Here is an 18,699-nt window from a genome sequence, read left to right on the forward strand (position 1 = left end):
GACAGGAGCTAATTCCTGTCGCTTTTCGTTTATTTCTGGTCTGTTTCACTCGTTGTTTTCTCTTTTTCACTTTCTTTATCTGAGGTTGTTGTATCCTCATCGTGATTGTAGTTATATTTCGAGCGATCTACAGGCTTAAATCCTTTTGGTTCGTAGAAACGTAATAAATCTCCGTATACTACTTTGTCTGAAAGATTAAGTCGTTTTTGAGCGATTTCTGAATAACGTTTTGTCTCATCGTTCGCTTCAATACGCTCACCTGTTTGCATATTGTAATACTTATCGTTAATAGAAGCAGTCGTTGGACTTACGTAGTCTCCGTTACGGAACGGAACGACCGGTGAATGTTCTTTCGACATTAAGTCTGTACCAAACTGAATGTAATCTTCTGTATCAATTCCTAGTAAGTGTAGGAGTGTTGGAAGAACGTCAATTTCACCACCGTACTGGTGTTGAATACCACCCTTCATACCCGGTACACGAATATAAAGAGGTACTTTTTGCAAGTTAGCATTATCTAGTGGCGTAATTTCTTTACCTAAAATTTGAGACATTGCTTTGTTGTGGTTCTCTGAAATACCATAGTGATCACCATATAAAACAATGACAGAGTTGTCGTATAGACCAGATTTCTTCAGATAATCAAAGAAATCTTTTACTGATTCATCTAAGTAACGCGCTGTTTGGAAGTAGCGGTCAACTGATCCATCCCCTGTTGTTGCTGGTCCAATGGTAGCTTCGCTATCTTCGATTGGATAAGGGAAATGGTTAGAAAGCGTAATAAACTTCGTATAGAACGGTTGCTTTAATGACTCTAGCATCGGAATAGACTCTTTAAAGAATGGTTTATCTTTTAGTCCGTAGTTCACAACGTCTTTTGAATTCATGTCGTAGTAACTAGCATCAAAGAAGTGATCAAAACCGATAGATTTGTAGATTTCATCACGATTCCAGAATGTTTTATAGTTACCGTGGAAGACTGCTGATGTATACCCGCGCTGACCTAGAATAGCTGGTGCAGCTTGGAGAGTATTCTGTCCCTTCGTTGAGAAAACAGATCCCTGTGGCAATCCAAACATGGAGTTTTCTAACATAAATTCTGCGTCAGACGTTTTACCTTGACCTGTTTGGTGATAGAAGTTATCAAAGTATAACGTATTTTGGTCTTTTGTTAATGAGTTTAAAAACGGTGTAACTTCTTGTCCGTTTAACTTGTAATTAATTAAGAAGTTTTGGAAAGATTCAAGGTGAACATAAATTACGTTCATTCCTTTCGCTTTTCCGAAATATGCTTTGTTTGGCTCTGCGTACGTAGCTTTTGTAAAGTTACTTACCTCTGTTACGTCATTACTGTCTGCGAGTGCACGCTGTGCTGATGACTTCGTGCTCTGAATTGCATCATAAATGGTGTAGTTGTAAGCACCTAAGTACTTCACAATGTAGTTACGGTCAAACGTTCTTGTTAATAATTGTGGACGATCTGATTCAGCTAACGCAAGGTTTGTGCTGAAAAACAAAATCCCTAGCAAGAACACGCCCGTAATTTTTCTACCACTCAAGCGAACAGGCTGTGGTTTCGCAACCTTGAACACAACAAGTGCAAGTAGAATGAAAGTATCTAAGAAATAAAGAGGGTCATATCCAGATAAAAGCTCTAGAATACTACCACCTAAATCCCCAAAGTTCTTTGTCTGTGTAAGCGTTGGAATCGTAATAAAATCGTTAAAGAAACGATAATAAACAACATTTGCATAAAGTAGGATCGACATAAGGAGATTTAAAATAATCATCCAGATGTAAGAACGTCTTCCTTTCGCAAATAACGCAAACCCAAAGAAGAGAATTGCTGAACTAATAGGGTTCATAAAAAGTAAAAACTTTTGCATGTCGTTATCGATACCTAAGTTAAACTCCGCACGATAAGCAGCGTAAGTTTTTAGCCAAAATAGTACGACAGCTAAAAAGAAGAAACCAAGATGCTTATTTAATACATGTTGGTCTCTCGATAGCAGGTTTTTCATTTTCACACCTCTTACTAATTATTAAATTTTCAACGTGGCTTGTAGGATTGAAATTACCTCATCAATCCTTCTAAGCGGCGACAATCTGTTCTTCACTTAACACACTCTACTTCTATTAAGACGAATAGAACGGCTAAAAAGTTTCAAAATGTTAGCACATTAGAGGCAAGACGGTAACAGAAGGTTCATAACGTCCCAAATAAACATTGTACACAGAAACGTGTAAAAAACAAATAAAAATCTTATGAATCTATATTTCTACGGACAACTCTCATTAAATAGTAGCAGATTTTCGTCAAAAAAGCGAAGGTTCTTCCTTGATAAAATTCCTACAAAATTTTACTTTTTTCTATCTATTCCCTTTTTTACAAACAAATAAGCCTCCAAATATGTGGAAGGCTTATTCGTGTAAAAAATTGTGCTTAGCAATTATTTGTTGGATGCTAAATTCATTCTTCTTTTCTTTGGAGAATCCTGATAAAAATAGGACAATGTAATAACGAGATAGATACACATTGTAATAACCGTTTGAATGATTGACGTTGTAAACAAAATTCCGAAGAAAATAGCAATGATACAAATTAGAGCAAACCATGTTGTATACGGAAACCATTTCACATGGTATTTTTGAACATCAACATCACCCTTGCTTCGTGAACGAAGATGAGCCAATGTAATGAAGAACCAAATAAATAGCACTGTATAGCTTAATGATCCCATTAAGTAGTTAAAGGTTTGGTCTCCCGCTACAAAGGAAATTAACACGCCTAAATATAAAGCGGCCGTACACGTAATCACCGCTACAAACGGCACTCGTTTCTTAGAAAGCTTTGAAAATATTTTAGGCACTTTTCCATCTTCAGACTGTGTAAATAATACACGAGATGATGCATACAATCCTGAATTCATAGACGAGAAAATCGCTAACAAAATGATGGCATTCATAATATCACTTGCGTACGGAATACCAATGCTATCAAATACGATGACAAAAGGACTCTGTGACGACTCGTTTACTTTATCCCAAGGCATCAAGCTGACGATAATAAGGAACGGCAGAACGTAAAACCCAACGATACGTACGAACGTATTTCGAATTGCTTTTGGAATCACTTTTTCGGGATTCTGAGCTTCGGCAAGCGTTACTCCGATCATTTCGGTTCCACCATACGAATATACGACCACAAGCATTGCTGCAATTAATCCTTTTGTGCCATGTGGGAAAAATCCGTCGTGAGCAGTTAAGTTAGCAAATCCTGTTGGTTCATGACCTTGAAACGGAACAAATAGCAGCAATACACCGAAAATAATGAACAAGACAATGACTGCAATCTTAACGGATGCCATCCAGTACTCCGCCTCAGCAAACAGCTTTACGGAAAAAACATTTAAAAGAGTGATAAGGATCGCAATTAATAAAACTAATAGCCAAGTCGGCACGGAAGGGAACCAGTATTGAATGAACATTGCAGCAACAATTCCTTCCGCTGCAATATTTAGCACCCACATTTTCCAGTAAATCCAATCCAAGAAGTGTGCTGAAAAATTCCCTAAAATAGGTTGTACCAAATCACGAAATGTTCGAGCATTGGGATTTTTCACAGCCATCTCTGCGAGTCCCTGCATAATAAATAAAAGAATAATTCCACCAATTAAATACGCTACGATAACGGCGGGACCTGCAATGTCAATCGCTGCGCTACTTCCTTTAAACAGCCCTGCTCCAATTGCACCTCCAAGAGCTAGCATCATGATGTGCCTTGCTTGCAATGTTCGTTTTAGCTGTTGATTACCTTTTTCCATAAGCTTCTCCTTTCACTCATCACTTTTATAGGGTGTCATATGTTACGTAGATCAATTCGAGATCAATAAAAAAAGGCCAATCGTCTCTTTAATGAAAGAGACGATTGGCCTTCAACCGCGGTACCACTCTTTTTGATCTAATGATTATTAGATCCAGCTTGTATGGCCTGTTAACGAAGGCAAACCGTCAAAACTTAAAAGGATAACATTCCGTTCTGCTTTTCCACTTACAAGCGAGTTCAAAGATTTCTTTGGCTGCGTTCCACCACCCCGCAGCTCTCTGGTAACAAAGAAAAAACTTTTACTACTCTTGATCGTCGTGTTTGTTTATATGTTGTAAAACTATTTTATTAATAAGTATTTTCAAAATATATATATTTTTTTCAGACTTGTCAACCATTTTTTTAGAATAGTTAAAATTGGTAGTTAATAAAGAAAGCGATTGCATAAAAACGAAAGCGTGTTCATTCTATTTTATTGATTATATCTAGCAATCATCTCCCTTTCCTTACTAATACATACCTTCTTTTCATTCCTGCCTAAAACAGAAAAATGATGTTGAGAAATAGTTTCACAACTTAAGTTGGATATAAAGATTTCTGAATATATTGTATATTTAACATCAATGACGATTTTTTACAGAGAGGAGAATGAGTACATGAAAAAAAATGAAAACAAGTTGCAGACACGGCATATTTCAATGATTTCGATTGGCGGAATTATTGGCGCTGGTCTATTTGTTGGAAGTGGTAGCGTCATTAACGCAACGGGACCAGGTGCTATTCTTTCTTATGCAATTGCTGGTTTTCTCGTTGTGCTTCTTATGAGAATGCTTGGAGAAATGGCGGTCACCAATCCGGACAGCGGTTCGTTCTCCACCTATGCGAAAGAAGCAATTGGCCCTTGGGCAGGGTATACGGTTGGATGGCTTTACTGGTTTTTTTGGGTTATTGTCGTTGCAATTGAAGCTACGGCTGGTGCAGCAATCGTCCATGAATGGGTCCCCCAGCTTCCCATTTGGTTACTGAGTCTTATTTTAACGTTTTTATTAACTCTTTCAAATTTAGTTTCCGTCAAGTCATTTGGTGAATTTGAGTACTGGTTTTCGATGATTAAAATTTTAGCGATCATTGCCTTTATGGGAATTGGGATTGCCATTATTTGCGGGATTTTTCCTAACGTTCCTTCACCAGGAACGTCGAATTTATTTGGCCATGGTGGCTTTATTCCAAACGGTGGTACGTCCGTCTTTATCGGTGTGATAACCGTGGTGTTCTCATACTTCGGAACCGAAATTGCAGCCATTGCAGCCGGCGAAGCCAAATCTCCTCAGAAGTCCCTCTCCATTGCGATTAACAGCGTGATTTGGCGAATTTTACTATTCTATATTGGATCTATTACCGTGCTCGTCACCCTTCTCCCATGGAATCAAGGAAGCTTGCTAAAAAGCCCTTACGTAACGATGCTAAAAATGGCGAACATTCCTGGCGCAGCAGAAATTATGAATGTTGTGATCTTAGTTGCTGTCCTATCCTGTCTAAACTCAGCCCTTTACACCAATTCAAGAATGATTCATTCATTAGCTAAAAAAGGACAAGCTCCTCGTGCTTTTGCAAAAGTGAATAGTCGTGGTGTTCCTATTAGAGCCGTTTGGATTAGCACGATCGCTTCTTACATATGTGCTATTTTTAGCTTTGTGTCACCTGACAAATTGTTTTTATTCTTAATTAACTCTTCCGGTGCGATTGGTTTAATTGTTTATTTAAGCATCGCCATTTCTCATCTACGACTGCGTAAAAACACACCAAAGAAAAACTTGCCAGCCATGAAAATGTGGCTCTTCCCTTACTTAAACTATTTTACGATTGCCGCGATTACCATCATTTTAATCTCAATGGCTTTCATTGAATCGTTACGTTCTCAAATCTTCTTAACGCTCCTCGTAACAGGGCTTGTTATTTTTTCATACTTTTTTGTACGCAGAACTCCTGTCAGCACCCAGCACGTTCCTCCACCAACGGTAGGCGAGAAAATAACAGACTAATTGTTTAGGGCAGCTCATGAGCTGTCCTATTAGCATGTTTCCGCTTGTAAAACCACTTCAAACAACATATTCATGTGTTTTCACTCCTCATTGACAACTTTTTTCAATGTCGTTATTATTTTCACTATACCAACCAGACGGTTTAGTTTAGGAGTGAATAGCTAGTGTCAAAACGAAATGAGATCTTAAAAGCAGCTTCAGCGGTCATCGCATCTCAAGGACTATCGAACCTAACGCTTGATGCAGTAGCAAAAGAAGCGGGCGTAAGTAAAGGTGGTCTTCTTTATCATTTTCCAAGCAAGGATGCGCTCATTGAAGGAATGAGTCGCTTTGCTATTGATGAATTTAATCAGGAGGTAGAAAAGGAACAAGAGCAAACAAAGTCGTTCATTCAAGCGTATGCTCAAGCAACCCTTAACGACCTAGATCATCCCCAATCATTAAATTTGGATACGAGTCTGCTAGCTGCCATTGGAAACAATCATGACTTGCTGCATCCTTGGCAGGAGCAATATGAAAAGTGGGATAAGCAAATCCGAAACGGTGGCGAAAACGTGGATTTATCGCTTATTATTCGCTTCGTTTGCGATGGCTTATGGTTTAGCAAAATGTTTGGCCTTCAGCCAGTAGAAAAGGAACGCCAAGACCGCATGATGAAATACTTGTTTACTTTGCTAGAAAAGGAGTCGAACGTATGATTAGCTATTTTACGCTAGCCCTTGCGATTGTAGCAGAAGTGTTCGGGTCTTCTATGTTAAAAGCATCAAACGGTTTTTCTCGCGTTCTCCCAATCGTAGGGATTGCAGCGGGCTATGCCATTGCTTTTTATTCTCTTTCAATTGCGTTAAAAGGACTGCCACTCGGGATGGTTTATGCCACATGGTCTGGAGTAGGTACGATTTTGACCGTGTTGACGGGGATTTTATTTTTCCAAGAAACGATTAATCAAAAAGGTGCACTTGGAATTTTCATTTTATTAGTTGGTATTACCTTATTAAATTTCACAAAATAAAGGAGCTCACAATATGAAAGGTGCTTTTTATCTTGCACTTGCCATTGTTGCCGAAACATTTGGTTCAACAATGTTAAAGTATTCAAACGGCTTTACCATTCTTCTTCCGTCTATAGGAGTTGCGATCGGATATCTAATCTCATTTATTTCTCTAAGCCTTGCCTTAAAAAGTATTCCTCTTTCGTCCGCCTATGCCACTTGGTCAGGTGTGGGAACGGCGCTTACGGCTATTTTAGGTGTCATTCTGTTTAATGAACATATGAGTCTAATGAAAGTGCTGGCTCTTATGCTTGTGATCGTCGGCATTGTCATTCTGAATACATCACAGTCAACCGAAAAACAAAAATCAATTTAGAACGAAAAAAAACATAGGCATCGCCTATGTTTTTTAATCGTCGCTATTTAACACACCTAAAATACGAAGTACGTATAAGAATAGGTTAATAAAGTCTAAATATAAATTAAGTGCTAAAAGTGGAACCGCTTCTTCAGAAATTCCATGTTGTTTCATTTGATTGAAGTCATATAAAATATATAAACTAAACACTACCGCACCAATCATTGAAAAGATTAGAACACCCGTGCTTGTCATTGGGCTGAACATCGCAATAATACTTCCAACAATTAATGCCAGCACCGCTACTAATAAGAACGAACCAAGGAATGATAGATCCTTTTTCGTTTTTGCTCCGATAAAACCAAAAACGATAAATGTTCCTGCTGAAATACCAAACGCCGTTAAAACAATGTTAGCACCTGTTTGTGACAAATAATAGCTAATCGTCGGATAAAGCGTAATTCCTGAAATAAACGTAAATACGTAAACAAACGCATAACCAACCATTTTCTTTTTACGTAACCAAAAGGCAGCGATTAACATTCCAATTTCCACAACGGCTAACGGTAACATAAACGCCGTTGGAACGTATTGTCCTACATATAGACCAACTGTTGCAATTAAAAGTGAGATGATAAACGTTACCAACACTTTTTGAAACAGTGAACGACTTTGTACGTGTAAAGCTTCCATAAACATCCTCCTTTTATCAAGTACATTCATACATAAAAGGTTATAAAAAACCTTCTAATCTCTATTATATACATTTATCCCTTAGTTTTACAGAAAGATCATTTCTTCTTAAAAAATCCATTCAATAGCTGTGAGTGCAAGTCCAATCATAAATCCACACACTGCTCCATTTACGCGAATCCACTGAATGTCCTTCCCAATCTTGTTCTCAACCATGTTAATGAGCGTTTCATTATCAAGCTTATCCAAATTTTCTTGTACGAGGGAACCAATTTTTTCATGATTCTCTTCAATGAGGTTCGTAATCTGCTGATGAACCCATTGCTCCATTTTATTCAGACGTTCTTCGTCCTGCTTAAGCTTTTGTAGCATATTCGCAAGGAACGGAAGAACATACGTGTCTGTATAGGCAGGGTCATGAATAAAACGCAATGCTTTTTCTTTGCCCTGATTCAGCATGTCAGTAAGCGCTTGGGTCATATTCATATCCGTAACAAATTGATCCTTCAAAGAGTTTACTTCTGAGATCATAGAATCGTTTGTTTTAGCTTTTTCCAGCTCTTCGCGAACCCGGCTTAAAATAGCGTGACGATTCGGATTATCTTCTTCCTTCATACTACCAAGAATGCTAAGTAATAAGCTTTGTAGAATGCCGCCAAGCTTTTCCTCGTTTAAGAAACTTTGAAATGATTTTAACGCAAACTGTAAAATACCATCAAGCTTAATATTATCAAGCGCCTCTAACGCAATTCTTCCTAGGCGCAGACTTGTTTCTTCTTTTCTTCCCCACTCTTCCACACGGTCAAGTATATAGTCGAGTGCTTTTTGATCATACTCTTTGCGAATGACCTGTTCAATAAGACCTTCAATCACACGCTTCATATCAAACGAGTGGAGCGCTTTTCTCAGCTCTTTCTCGACAAGAGGAACAAGCTTTTCCACCTCAATCTTTTGCACAAACTGTTCGCTTACAGAAACAATTCCTTTCCGCAACGATTCAGACGTAATCTGCTTTTCTGCCACGGAAATAAATCGATCAGTAAAACTCACCTTCTGAATTTTATCTTGAATGCTTTCTTTTGATAGCCATTCATCTTTCACAACGCTCACAATCGCATTGGTCATTTTCTTACGGTTTTTAGGTAGAAGTGCGGTATGTGGAATGGGCAGACCTAACGGATGACGAAACAAGGCTGTTACCGCAAACCAATCGGCTAAACCACCGACAAGACCTGCTTCAAATCCACCTTGAAGAAGCTGTCCCCACCACGCCCCTTGTAGAGGCATCGTCGCCACAAATCCTGCTCCCATAATACCTAACGAGATACTAGCAAGATGCTTTGATTCATATTTTTTCTCTGATTTCATTTTGTTCATCCTTTTATTATGTTAATACGGACCTATTTAAATTTTACCTAAAAAGAGACAACCTCTCAACTTTCGTTGTCTCTTACATTCTTTTAAAGGGATAGTAGCGGGTGCGGGTTATGAACGATAAATTCCCCGTCCACTACATCTACTTCAATATCTTTCATATAACGCCAATCAGCTTGGTTCACTAAAACTGTAATACCACTTATCTCTTCTGTTAAATCCCCATCTTGAGGAGAAAGAGCGAGACTAAACGAATACTGATATTGGTTGCAGCATTCGCTCTTAATACGAATACGCAAAAAACCTTCTTCTCCTAGCTCTTGGTGAAGCGCCTGAACATAGTTGGCTGCTCGTTCTGTAACTTTCATCATCTGTCATCTCCCTTACCGTTAAGTATATACAATCACTACCCGATAGAAAAGTATTGTCAAATAGGCATTTTTCTTATTTTTTTGATTTTTCCGTGAATAAACTATTTACAAATTATGCATATTATAATATAGTGAATTTACTTAATGCTTTTAAAGGAGGAATGTATGATGAAAAACATGTTAACGAATATCTCAACTAATTTCATATCACAGCCCTCTATGGAGAAAAGCATATAAGATCCTTTTAATGACTTGTAATGTTGATGATCCGTAGGCTGTGAGCATAAGCCAACGGTTTTTTAATTTATATAGGGGTCGTTTCCCTATGCATGGAGACCGGTGAGCCGGTCTCTTTTTTTATGATCTACATTCAATCATTGGAGGAATTAATTTGAATTTAACACAATTAGGCTGGAACGAATCATTTAATCAGAACTTTTCATCTTATCAAAAAGAGGGTTACACGGTAGGTCGTGTAGCGCTTGAACATAAACGAATATACCGCGTCCTCACTGAGCATGGTGAGCTCTTATCTGAAATTACAGGAAAAATGCGTCACGATGCTATCGAACGTGAAGACTTCCCAGCAGTTGGTGACTGGGTTGTGATTAGCCCTAGAGTTACTGAACAAAAAGCATCCATTCATGCGGTTCTACCACGAAAAAGCAAGTTCTCTCGTAAAAAGGCAGGTAACACAACAGAAGAACAAATTGTCGCAGCAAACGTCGATACGATCTTCATCGTAAACGCACTGAACACGGATTTTAATTTACGACGAATTGAGCGGTATTTACTGTTGGCCTGGGAAAGCGGCGCAAACCCTGTCATTATCTTAAGTAAAGCCGATCTTTGCGGTGATGTTATGAGCAAAATTGAAGAAGTCGAAAGTATTGCGATGGGTGTACCCATTCACGCTATTAGCGCTGAATCTGGAACAGGGTTAGACGAACTTGCCACCTACCTTCAAGAAGGCAACACCGTCGCTCTATTAGGATCGTCAGGTGTTGGAAAATCCACTTTAACGAATGCACTTTACGGTGCATACAAGCAGGAAGTGAACACAATTCGTGAAGATGATGACAAAGGTCGCCATACGACTACTCACCGAGAATTAGTGCTCATACCAAGCGGAGGCCTTCTCATTGATACACCAGGAATGAGAGAGCTACAGCTATGGGAAGCGGATGAAGGGCTCAGCCATAGTTTTTCAGATATTGAAGAGCTGACGACACAATGTCGTTTTCGGGATTGCAAGCATAAAGGAGAGCCAGGATGCGCCATCCAGCAGCACCTAGAAAATGGCTCACTGGACGCTAGTCGTTATCAGAGCTATCTGAAGCTTCAAAAAGAGCTGGCATTTCTCGCTCGAAAAGAAAATCAGCGTGCTGCTCTTGCTGAAAAAGCGAAATGGAAGAAGCTTGCGGGTGACAGAACAAAATTTAATCGAAAATAAGAAGACCCCCGTGTATTCCCTACACGGGGGCTTTTTTATATCGTAAGCGGAACCTTCACAATGACCTTAAATAAATCGCCGTCAATTTCAATGTTCATTTTACCGCCGTGAAGATCAACAATGGATTGAGCAATCGCTAGACCTAGCCCTGACCCTTCGGTGTTACGCGATGCATCAGCTCGCTTAAAGCGTTCGACGAGCTCTGCGGCATCTTCATTTAATTCATATTTTGCCACATTTTTCACAACAAACTCTGCTACGTCTCCTACCTTTTTCAGTGATACATAGACTCTTGTTCCTTCAAGCGCATACTTACTCGCATTAACAATTAAGTTATCGAGAACCCGCCACCACTTTTGTCCATCAACATAAGCAAGTAACGGTTCAGTCGGAGTCGTCACCTTTAGTGACAGGCTTGCCTTCTCCATTTGCTCCTGATGCTCTGCAAGGGCCTGCTGAAGCAATTTTGTTAAATCAATTCGCTGCTTTTGTAATTCCAAATTGCCGCTTGCCATTTTAGATACTTCAAATAAATCTTCGATGAGCGTTTTTAAGCGCTGTGATTTTCGGTCCAGAACTTCTACATAATGATGACGATCTTCTTCCGTAAGATCTGGATTTTTCAATAAATCCGTATACGTAATAATCGAAGTCAAAGGTGTGCGCAGATCGTGACTCACATTTGTAATCAGTTCGGTTTTTAAGCGTTCGCTCTTTGCCTGTTCCTTCTTCGATACGTGAATACCTTCTTTCATCTGATTTAACATTGTCGCCTGCTTCGCAAAAATAGAGTTCCCCTTCACTTCTACAGGATCATTTAACGTGCCCGTTGCAATTTGATTTGTTGCAATCATGAGCTTATTTAAGTAACGAATGCGATGAAAGACGATAAATAGCGCTGGAAGACCAATAACAAGAACACATATGATGTAGACTAAAACCATCTCTGGCATCGCGAATACTAATGATGTTCCGACACCCCACATAAATAGAACAAACAGTATGATCGCCACTTGAAAAGCGATTGGTGAATCTGAAAAAGCTTCACGCAACATTTGAAACGGCTTAACAATTAACAACCTCCATGCGCGCATAAAGGCGCTTGTGTTCCATTCTTCTCTCAGATTCTTTCCTTCTTTTAGTTCCTCTATTAGCCACACCGTTTGCAAGATTCCGAAGTAGATAAGTAACGTCCCTATTAGTAATGCAAGGAAGAACTCTAGAAAAAAATCTAAGTTCGTGTTGACATGAAAGGCTGAACTTCCCCCCCATAGGGATACTGGTAGAACTAACAACATCGTGAAAAGCCACAGAACTACTTTGACATCAATGAAAAACGTACGATATGCCCGTTGTAACAGCTGAATATTAAACCATTCTTTACGACATTTATATACAAATAGTAAAAACAATAAACTAAGAATTCCACATACGATGGTTACATAGAAAACAATTCGCTGATGTTGAAAATCCTGATAGTTTTGCCATTCAGAAAGCTTCTTTTCCGGAACAATAATGGTTCCTTTATAAAAAACGGTGGGGTCTAGTTGCATTTCTTTAAATCCTTGTCCCCTATTATCACCACTGTCACTGTCATAAAGTTGTGTAGTAAGATATCCATTATCTTTACTATATGTTTGCTTATATGCGGCTTTTTCATTTATGTTTCCGTATTGAAAAGTTTTTCCCGTTTTAATGTTGGTCAACTCATAAGAATAAGGATAATCATCGTGAAGTCGACTTAGTCTCCCATTTAGGTTGCTTATGTAATTGTCAATTGCCTTTTCTTTTTCTGCACGTACTTTTGCCGCCACGTATTTGTCGTCCATGATAGAGTCACGAATATCTTTTATTTGACTCTCCCGTGCACTTATGAGCGCTTGCTTCGTAATATCATCTTTGTTTTTAATAGCTTGTTCAATTTCATGATTATACTGTTCCTGTGTCGATTGAATTTCCGTCATCACATTATGACGCTTTCGGTAATCCTTCAGATCCTCGGAATGGATTATAATTCTTTTCTTCAATTCGTCGGCACTCCAGGCCGCCAGTTCAATTGGCCCTATTTTGCTCGTAAAATCCCCGTAATTAAAGGAGAAGTCACTGCTTTTAAAATAAGACTTCTCAGTATTTATTGATGAATGACTCAAAAATTGAAAGACCGCGATTATACTCACATTCAATAACAAGCACCAGATAAGAGCGGCCCACACCTTATTCTTCATTTTTGATATCCTCCCTAAGTCCATATTTCTATTTTTCCATCTTATATCCGATGCCCCATACCACCTTAATATAGCGCGGCTTTTTTGGGTCCACCTCAATTTTCTCGCGAATTTTCCGAATGTGAACAGCTACAATATTATCCGCGTTATACGCCTGTTCTCTCCACACTCTTTCATAAATTTCATCAATGGAAAACACTCTTCCAGGATTGAGCATAAATAGCTCCGTAATCTTGTATTCAATTGGAGTGAAGCGAATTGCTGTACCGTCTAGCGCTATTTCCTTTGCTAGTTGATTTAGCGTGAGCCCGTCAATTCGAATTTCTTGCTCATGCTCGTTATATGTACCTAGCTGAATATATCTTCTTAGCTGGGATTTAACCCTTGCCATGAGCTCCATCGGATGAAAAGGCTTTGTCACATAATCATCGGCACCGACGGAAAGACCATGAATTTTATCTGACTCTTCTCCCTTGGCACTAAGCATAATAATGGGCACGTTCCCTTTGGATCGTATTTTAAAGGTTGCGGTAATGCCATCCATCTTCGGCATCATAATATCCAAAACCATCAGATGAACCTCATGCTGATCTAGCAGTTCAATTGCCTCTAAACCATTGGATGCCTTTAACACATGATAACCTTCGTTTTTTAAGTAAATTTCTATTCCATCCGCTATATCTTGATCATCGTCTGCTACGAGAATAGTAAAGGTAGTCATATCATCACCTCATCTCTTAATAATTGTATTGTATCCATCATTTCTGAATATTTTGGGAGGACAAAAATGAAGAATTTCTTAAGAAATAGTACGTTTTTAGCTTACTAGATGACCATAACAATGCGAAAAAGACCACTTTTACAGCGGCCGTCTTTTATATGTATCGTGTGCATAACCCGTGTAGTCATCGCTCTGTCATGTGGGCAACGGTATCTTTTGCAAAAGGTACCCGTTAAAATAAACGTTTCCAACCTACCAAATTATAACATACGAAAACGAGAGAAAGCAGGTGAAAATAAAAACCAGTCATCCGAAGAATGACTGGCCTTCATTTTATAATTGAAGCTCTCCCATACGTAGAAGCTCCACAACTGCTTGAGAACGTCCCTTAACGCCAAGCTTTTGCATTGCGTTTGAGATATGATTTCGAACTGTTTTTTCGCTGATAAACAGGTCACTAGCAATTTCCTTCGTTGTTTTATCTTGAACTAGCAGCTCAAATACTTCACGCTCTCTTTTTGTAAGTAACGGCTTTGGTTGAAAATCTTTCTCCTTCAATGTAACCCTCCTTGCCTGATTCAGAGTTGAACTATTGGATGGGTGTTAATTTAGTCAAGATATAGTATGTAAGAAGGAGTAAAGCGGTTCCTAGAATAATAAAAATCATGCCACTTTCATGACATGATTTTTCCTACTTTCCTAATGATGATTTTTCACCCATAAACAATGTCTTCATTTCCTCTGTCCACGCCACGCCTTTTCCCGTATGACGTGATATTTGGACAACCGTTCCTCTTCCCGTAAAGCCCATACGGCCGTGTTCATCGATTGCCATATAGTGAATGTCAACAGAGGAGTTACCGATCGTTTCAGCCTTTACGTATACTTTCAGTTTTTCATCAAAGAATATTTGCTTCAAGTAGTCGCACTGTAGATCTGCCACAACTGGAATCGTATCGTGGAGCGGATTCGTCCAGTCACTCATAAACCCTAAGTGCTTAAAGTATTCAATGCGCGCTTCTTCAAAATATGCAAACGGTACCGTGTTATTTAAGTGGCCAAACATGTCAGTTTCTGAAAAGCGTACCTTTATTTCATGAAAGAAAGTAAAGCCTTTCTTCCACTGTTCTAGATCTGTAATGTATTTTTCTTTGCTCAATACGGTCACTCCTTAAAAATGAATGATTGTTCACTCATTATATTTTAATAGAAAAGCGAAATGCTTTTTTTTTATAGATGGAAGGATGCTCTCTCACAAGAGCATCCTCCTTTCCAAAAAAGAAAATATCTCGCTCTGTTTGATCCAGTGATACTCGATTAAATTTGGTCACTACCGAAGAAGTTACGGAATGACTGAATTGCTGTATCACGGTTTAATGCTGCAATAGATGTTGTTAATGGAATTCCTTTTGGACATGCTTGCACACAGTTTTGTGAGTTACCACAGTTTGCAAGGCCACCATCATCCATAATAGAGTTTAGACGTTCATGTTTGTTTAGGGCACCTGTTGGATGCGCGTTGAACAAACGAACTTGTGATAGTGGTGCAGGTCCGATAAAGTTTGATTTACTGTTTACGTTCGGGCATGACTCTAGGCAAACGCCACATGTCATACATTTAGAAAGCTCATACGCCCATTGACGTTTTTTCTCTGGCATACGTGGTCCAGGGCCTAAATCGTACGTACCGTCAATTGGAATCCATGCTTTTACCTTTTTCAAGGAATCAAACATTCTGCTACGATCTACTTGTAGGTCACGAACGACAGGGAATGTTTTCATTGGCTCTAGACGAATAGGCTGCTCTAACTGATCGACAAGTGCTGTACAAGACTGACGAGGTCGACCGTTGATGACCATTGAACAAGCACCGCATACTTCCTCTAAGCAGTTCATGTCCCATGTAATAGGTGTCGTGTCTTTACCATCGGCATCAACTGGGTTACGACGAATTTCCATCAGCGCTGAGATAACGTTCATATTCGGGCGATACGGAATTTCGAACTTCTCTTCATAAGGAGCAGAAGTTGGAGAATCCTGACGTAAAATAGAAAACTTCACTGTTTTTTGAGCAGTTGCTGTTGTACTCATGGATTAACGAACCCCCTCTTTTTGTCCTTTTGACTCACTTTTTTTTTCATCTTTTTTCTTCGTATAATCACGCTTACGAGGTTTGATCAAGGAAACATCTACTTCTTCATAATGGAAAGCTGGTGCTGTTTTATGGCCAGTAAATGTTGCCATTGTTGTTTTTAAGAATTCCTCGTCGTTACGATCTGGGAATTCAGGCTTGTAGTGAGCACCGCGGCTTTCATTACGGTTGTAAGCTCCAAGTGTCATTACGCGAGCAAGTTGTAGCATGTTTTGAAGCTGTCTTGTAAACGATGCCCCTTGGTTGCTCCATTTTGCCGTATCATTAATGTTAATACGATCATAGCGTTCAATAAGCTCTTGGATTTTTTCATCTGTTTTTAACAGCTTGTCATTGTAACGAACAACCGTTACGTTATCTGTCATCCACTCGCCAAGCTCTTTATGAAGAACATATGCATTTTCGTTTCCGTTCATGGACATAATGTTGTTCCATTTTTCAAGCTCTTTCTTTTCATGCTGTTCAAATAGGCTACTTGATAACGCATCAGTGCTTGTTTCAAGACCATTAATATATTTTACAGCGTTCGGACCTGCAACCATTCCTCCGTAAATAGCGGAAAGAAGAGAGTTTGCTCCTAAGCGGTTCGCACCGTGCTGAGAATAATCACACTCACCCGCTGCGAATAGTCCTGGGATATTTGTCATTTGATCATAATCAACCCATAATCCACCCATTGAATAGTGAACCGCAGGGAAGATTTTCATTGGTACTTTACGCGGATCGTCACCCATGAATTTTTCATAGATTTCAATAATCCCGCCTAGTTTAATATCAAGCTCTTTCGGATCTTTATGAGAAAGATCCAGGTATACCATGTTCTCACCGTTAATACCAAGCTTCTGCGCCACACACACGTCAAAGATTTCACGAGTCGCGATGTCACGAGGTACGAGGTTTCCGTAAGCTGGGTACTTTTCTTCTAAGAAGTACCACGGCTTACCGTCTTTGTATGTCCAAATACGTCCACCTTCTCCACGAGCTGACTCACTCATTAAACGAAGCTTGTCATCTCCTGGGATTGCAGTTGGGTGAATTTGAATGAACTCACCGTTTGCATAATGAACGCCTTGCTGATAAACGATTGCTGCCGCTGAACCTGTGTTGATTACTGAGTTCGTTGATTTTCCGAAGACAATCCCAGGTCCACCTGTTGCCATAATTACAGCATCTGCTGGGAATGATTTTACGTCCATTGTTTTTAAATCTTGTGCGACGATCCCACGACAAACGCGTTCGTCATCCAAAATAGCACCAAGGAACTCCCAGCCCTCGTATTTTGTTACTAATCCGTCTACTTCAAAGCGACGAACCTGCTCATCAAGCGCGTATAATAACTGCTGACCAGTCGTTGCACCAGCAAATGCTGTACGGTGATGCTGTGTTCCACCGAAACGACGGAAATCTAGCAGCCCTTCTGGTGTACGGTTGAACATAACGCCCATACGGTCCAATAAGTGAATGATTCCTGGTGCTGCTTCACACATTGCTTTTACAGGAGGTTGGTTTGCTAAGAAATCTCCTCCATATACCGTGTCATCAAAATGTTCCCAAGGTGAATCTCCTTCACCTTTTGTATTAACCGCTCCGTTAATACCCCCTTGCGCACATACAGAATGTGAGCGTTTTACTGGTACGACTGAAAATAAGTCCACTTGTTGACCAGCTTCTGCTATTTTAATCGTTGCCATTAGACCGGCTAATCCGCCACCGACTACAATAATTTTCCCTTTACCCATGGTAAATCTACTCCTTTACCTGCTAGTTAAAATCACGTGAATGCTAAAATCGCTTGAATTCCTACTACTGCTAACGCTACAAAGATAACCATTGTTACATAAGTAGAGATGCGTTGTGCACGTGGAGTGATTGTAAGACCCCATGTTACACCGAATGACCATAAGCCGTTAGCGAAGTGGAATACTGTTGATAAAATTCCGACGATGTAAAATGCAACCATTGCTGGATTACTGAAAATGTCAGCCATCATATCAAAGTTAACCTCTGAACCTAACGCTGCTTGCACGCGTGTTTGCCATACGTGCCATGTTACGAAAATTAACGTGATTACACCTGTGATTCGTTGTAGCATAAACATCCAGTTACGGAAGTGACTAAACTTTCCTACATTACTTTTTGCTGTAAAGGCAATGTACAATCCATAAATTGCGTGAAAGTATAAAGGCAAAAAGATAATAACAGTTTCTAAAACATATCGGAATGGTAAATGCTCCATGAATTCTGCTGCTTTGTTAAACGACTCAGCGCCGCCCGTTGCGAAATGGTTTACCACTAAATGTTGTAATAGAAAAAGACCAACCGGAAGAACTCCTAAAAGTGAATGTAATCTGCGTAACTGAAATTCCTTGCTTGTTGCCATAAGTTCAAGCCCCCTTTAGAAAATAGACATAGTTGCAAAGGCAAAGTAAACGTTTCCCCATCCTTCCTTCTCCTTATGTAAAATACTGTGTTTGTAAACCCTTGCATTTTTTA

17 protein-coding genes and 1 other annotated feature are annotated in these 18,699 nt (G+C 39.4%); of the genes, 5 read left to right on the forward strand and 12 right to left on the reverse strand.

Translation table 11 applies throughout. The annotated features are described in order from the left end of the window. Positions 1-29: 29 nt before the first annotated feature. Positions 30-2,021, reverse strand: coding sequence for a lipoteichoic acid synthase (locus tag IE339_RS20120; protein ID WP_242170590.1), 1,992 nt, complete (start codon positions 2,019-2,021; stop codon positions 30-32). A gap of 429 nt (positions 2,022-2,450) precedes the next feature. Then, positions 2,451-3,824, reverse strand: coding sequence for an amino acid permease (locus IE339_RS20125; protein ID WP_242170593.1), 1,374 nt, complete (start codon positions 3,822-3,824; stop codon positions 2,451-2,453). A gap of 93 nt (positions 3,825-3,917) precedes the next feature. Then, positions 3,918-4,151, reverse strand: a binding site (T-box leader). A gap of 331 nt (positions 4,152-4,482) precedes the next feature. Here IE339_RS20125 and IE339_RS20130 point away from each other — a divergent pair. The 4 genes from IE339_RS20130 (at position 4,483) to IE339_RS20145 (ending at position 7,235) form a co-directional block, all read left to right on the forward strand. Further along, the gene (locus tag IE339_RS20130) at positions 4,483-5,868 is read left to right on the forward strand and encodes an amino acid permease (protein WP_242170595.1); all 1,386 of its coding nucleotides are present in this window, start codon (positions 4,483-4,485) and stop codon (positions 5,866-5,868) included. Between the two features lie 164 nt (positions 5,869-6,032). After that, positions 6,033-6,566 carry a TetR/AcrR family transcriptional regulator gene (locus IE339_RS20135; protein ID WP_242170597.1) on the forward strand — a complete coding sequence of 178 codons (534 nt, stop codon included), beginning with the start codon at positions 6,033-6,035 and terminating at the stop codon, positions 6,564-6,566. Further along, positions 6,563-6,880: a DMT family transporter gene (locus IE339_RS20140; RefSeq protein ID WP_242170599.1), complete on the forward strand. Its 318-nt coding sequence runs from the start codon at positions 6,563-6,565 to the stop codon at positions 6,878-6,880. Before IE339_RS20135 ends, IE339_RS20140 begins: the two co-directional genes overlap by 4 nt. A gap of 13 nt (positions 6,881-6,893) precedes the next feature. Then, positions 6,894-7,235: a DMT family transporter gene (locus IE339_RS20145; RefSeq protein WP_242170601.1), complete on the forward strand. Its 342-nt coding sequence runs from the start codon at positions 6,894-6,896 to the stop codon at positions 7,233-7,235. 33 nt (positions 7,236-7,268) lie between these two features. On the opposite strand, the gene IE339_RS20150 is transcribed toward IE339_RS20145, so the two are convergent. The 3 genes from IE339_RS20150 to IE339_RS20160 all read right to left on the reverse strand — a co-directional run bounded on the left by IE339_RS20150 (position 7,269) and on the right by IE339_RS20160 (position 9,655). Next, positions 7,269-7,910: a Bax inhibitor-1/YccA family protein gene (locus IE339_RS20150; RefSeq protein ID WP_242170602.1), complete on the reverse strand. Its 642-nt coding sequence runs from the start codon at positions 7,908-7,910 to the stop codon at positions 7,269-7,271. Positions 7,911-8,018: 108 nt separating this feature from the next. After that, complete coding sequence (locus IE339_RS20155; RefSeq protein WP_347342715.1) at positions 8,019-9,278, reverse strand: DUF445 domain-containing protein; 1,260 nt, start codon at positions 9,276-9,278, stop codon at positions 8,019-8,021. Positions 9,279-9,370: 92 nt separating this feature from the next. Then, positions 9,371-9,655 (reverse strand): HesB/IscA family protein, encoded by a 285-nt coding sequence (locus IE339_RS20160; RefSeq protein ID WP_242170606.1) that lies wholly within the window; start codon positions 9,653-9,655, stop codon positions 9,371-9,373. 391 nt (positions 9,656-10,046) lie between these two features. Between IE339_RS20160 and rsgA the strand changes: the two genes are divergently transcribed. After that, a complete protein-coding gene (gene rsgA, locus IE339_RS20165) occupies positions 10,047-11,108 on the forward strand; it encodes a ribosome small subunit-dependent GTPase A (protein WP_242170608.1) in 1,062 nt (353 codons plus the stop codon). 35 nt (positions 11,109-11,143) lie between these two features. Here rsgA and IE339_RS20170 read toward each other — a convergent pair whose 3' ends face one another. The 7 genes from IE339_RS20170 to IE339_RS20200 all read right to left on the reverse strand — a co-directional run bounded on the left by IE339_RS20170 (position 11,144) and on the right by IE339_RS20200 (position 18,586). Continuing rightward, positions 11,144-13,333 carry a sensor histidine kinase gene (locus IE339_RS20170; RefSeq protein ID WP_242170611.1) on the reverse strand — a complete coding sequence of 730 codons (2,190 nt, stop codon included), beginning with the start codon at positions 13,331-13,333 and terminating at the stop codon, positions 11,144-11,146. Between the two features lie 28 nt (positions 13,334-13,361). Then, positions 13,362-14,054 carry a response regulator transcription factor gene (locus IE339_RS20175; RefSeq protein ID WP_242170614.1) on the reverse strand — a complete coding sequence of 231 codons (693 nt, stop codon included), beginning with the start codon at positions 14,052-14,054 and terminating at the stop codon, positions 13,362-13,364. A 333-nt stretch (positions 14,055-14,387) separates the two neighbouring features. Further along, a complete protein-coding gene (gene gerE / locus IE339_RS20180; RefSeq protein WP_053400907.1) occupies positions 14,388-14,612 on the reverse strand; it encodes a spore germination transcription factor GerE in 225 nt (74 codons plus the stop codon). Positions 14,613-14,745: 133 nt separating this feature from the next. Next, entirely contained in the window at positions 14,746-15,213 is a 468-nt protein-coding gene (locus IE339_RS20185; protein WP_242170617.1) for an acyl-CoA thioesterase, read from the reverse strand. Positions 15,214-15,371: 158 nt separating this feature from the next. After that, positions 15,372-16,145, reverse strand: coding sequence for a succinate dehydrogenase iron-sulfur subunit (gene sdhB / locus IE339_RS20190; protein WP_053400905.1), 774 nt, complete (start codon positions 16,143-16,145; stop codon positions 15,372-15,374). A gap of 3 nt (positions 16,146-16,148) precedes the next feature. Continuing rightward, positions 16,149-17,945 (reverse strand): succinate dehydrogenase flavoprotein subunit, encoded by a 1,797-nt coding sequence (sdhA, locus tag IE339_RS20195; RefSeq protein WP_242170620.1) that lies wholly within the window; start codon positions 17,943-17,945, stop codon positions 16,149-16,151. Positions 17,946-17,977: 32 nt separating this feature from the next. Continuing rightward, on the reverse strand, positions 17,978-18,586 hold the full coding sequence (locus tag IE339_RS20200) for a succinate dehydrogenase cytochrome b558 subunit (RefSeq protein ID WP_053400903.1): 609 nt from the start codon (positions 18,584-18,586) through the stop codon (positions 17,978-17,980). Positions 18,587-18,699 lie beyond the last annotated feature (113 nt).

This window comes from Priestia koreensis, from assembly GCF_022646885.1.
Taxonomy (GTDB): domain Bacteria; phylum Bacillota; class Bacilli; order Bacillales; family Bacillaceae_H; genus Bacillus_AG; species Bacillus_AG koreensis_A.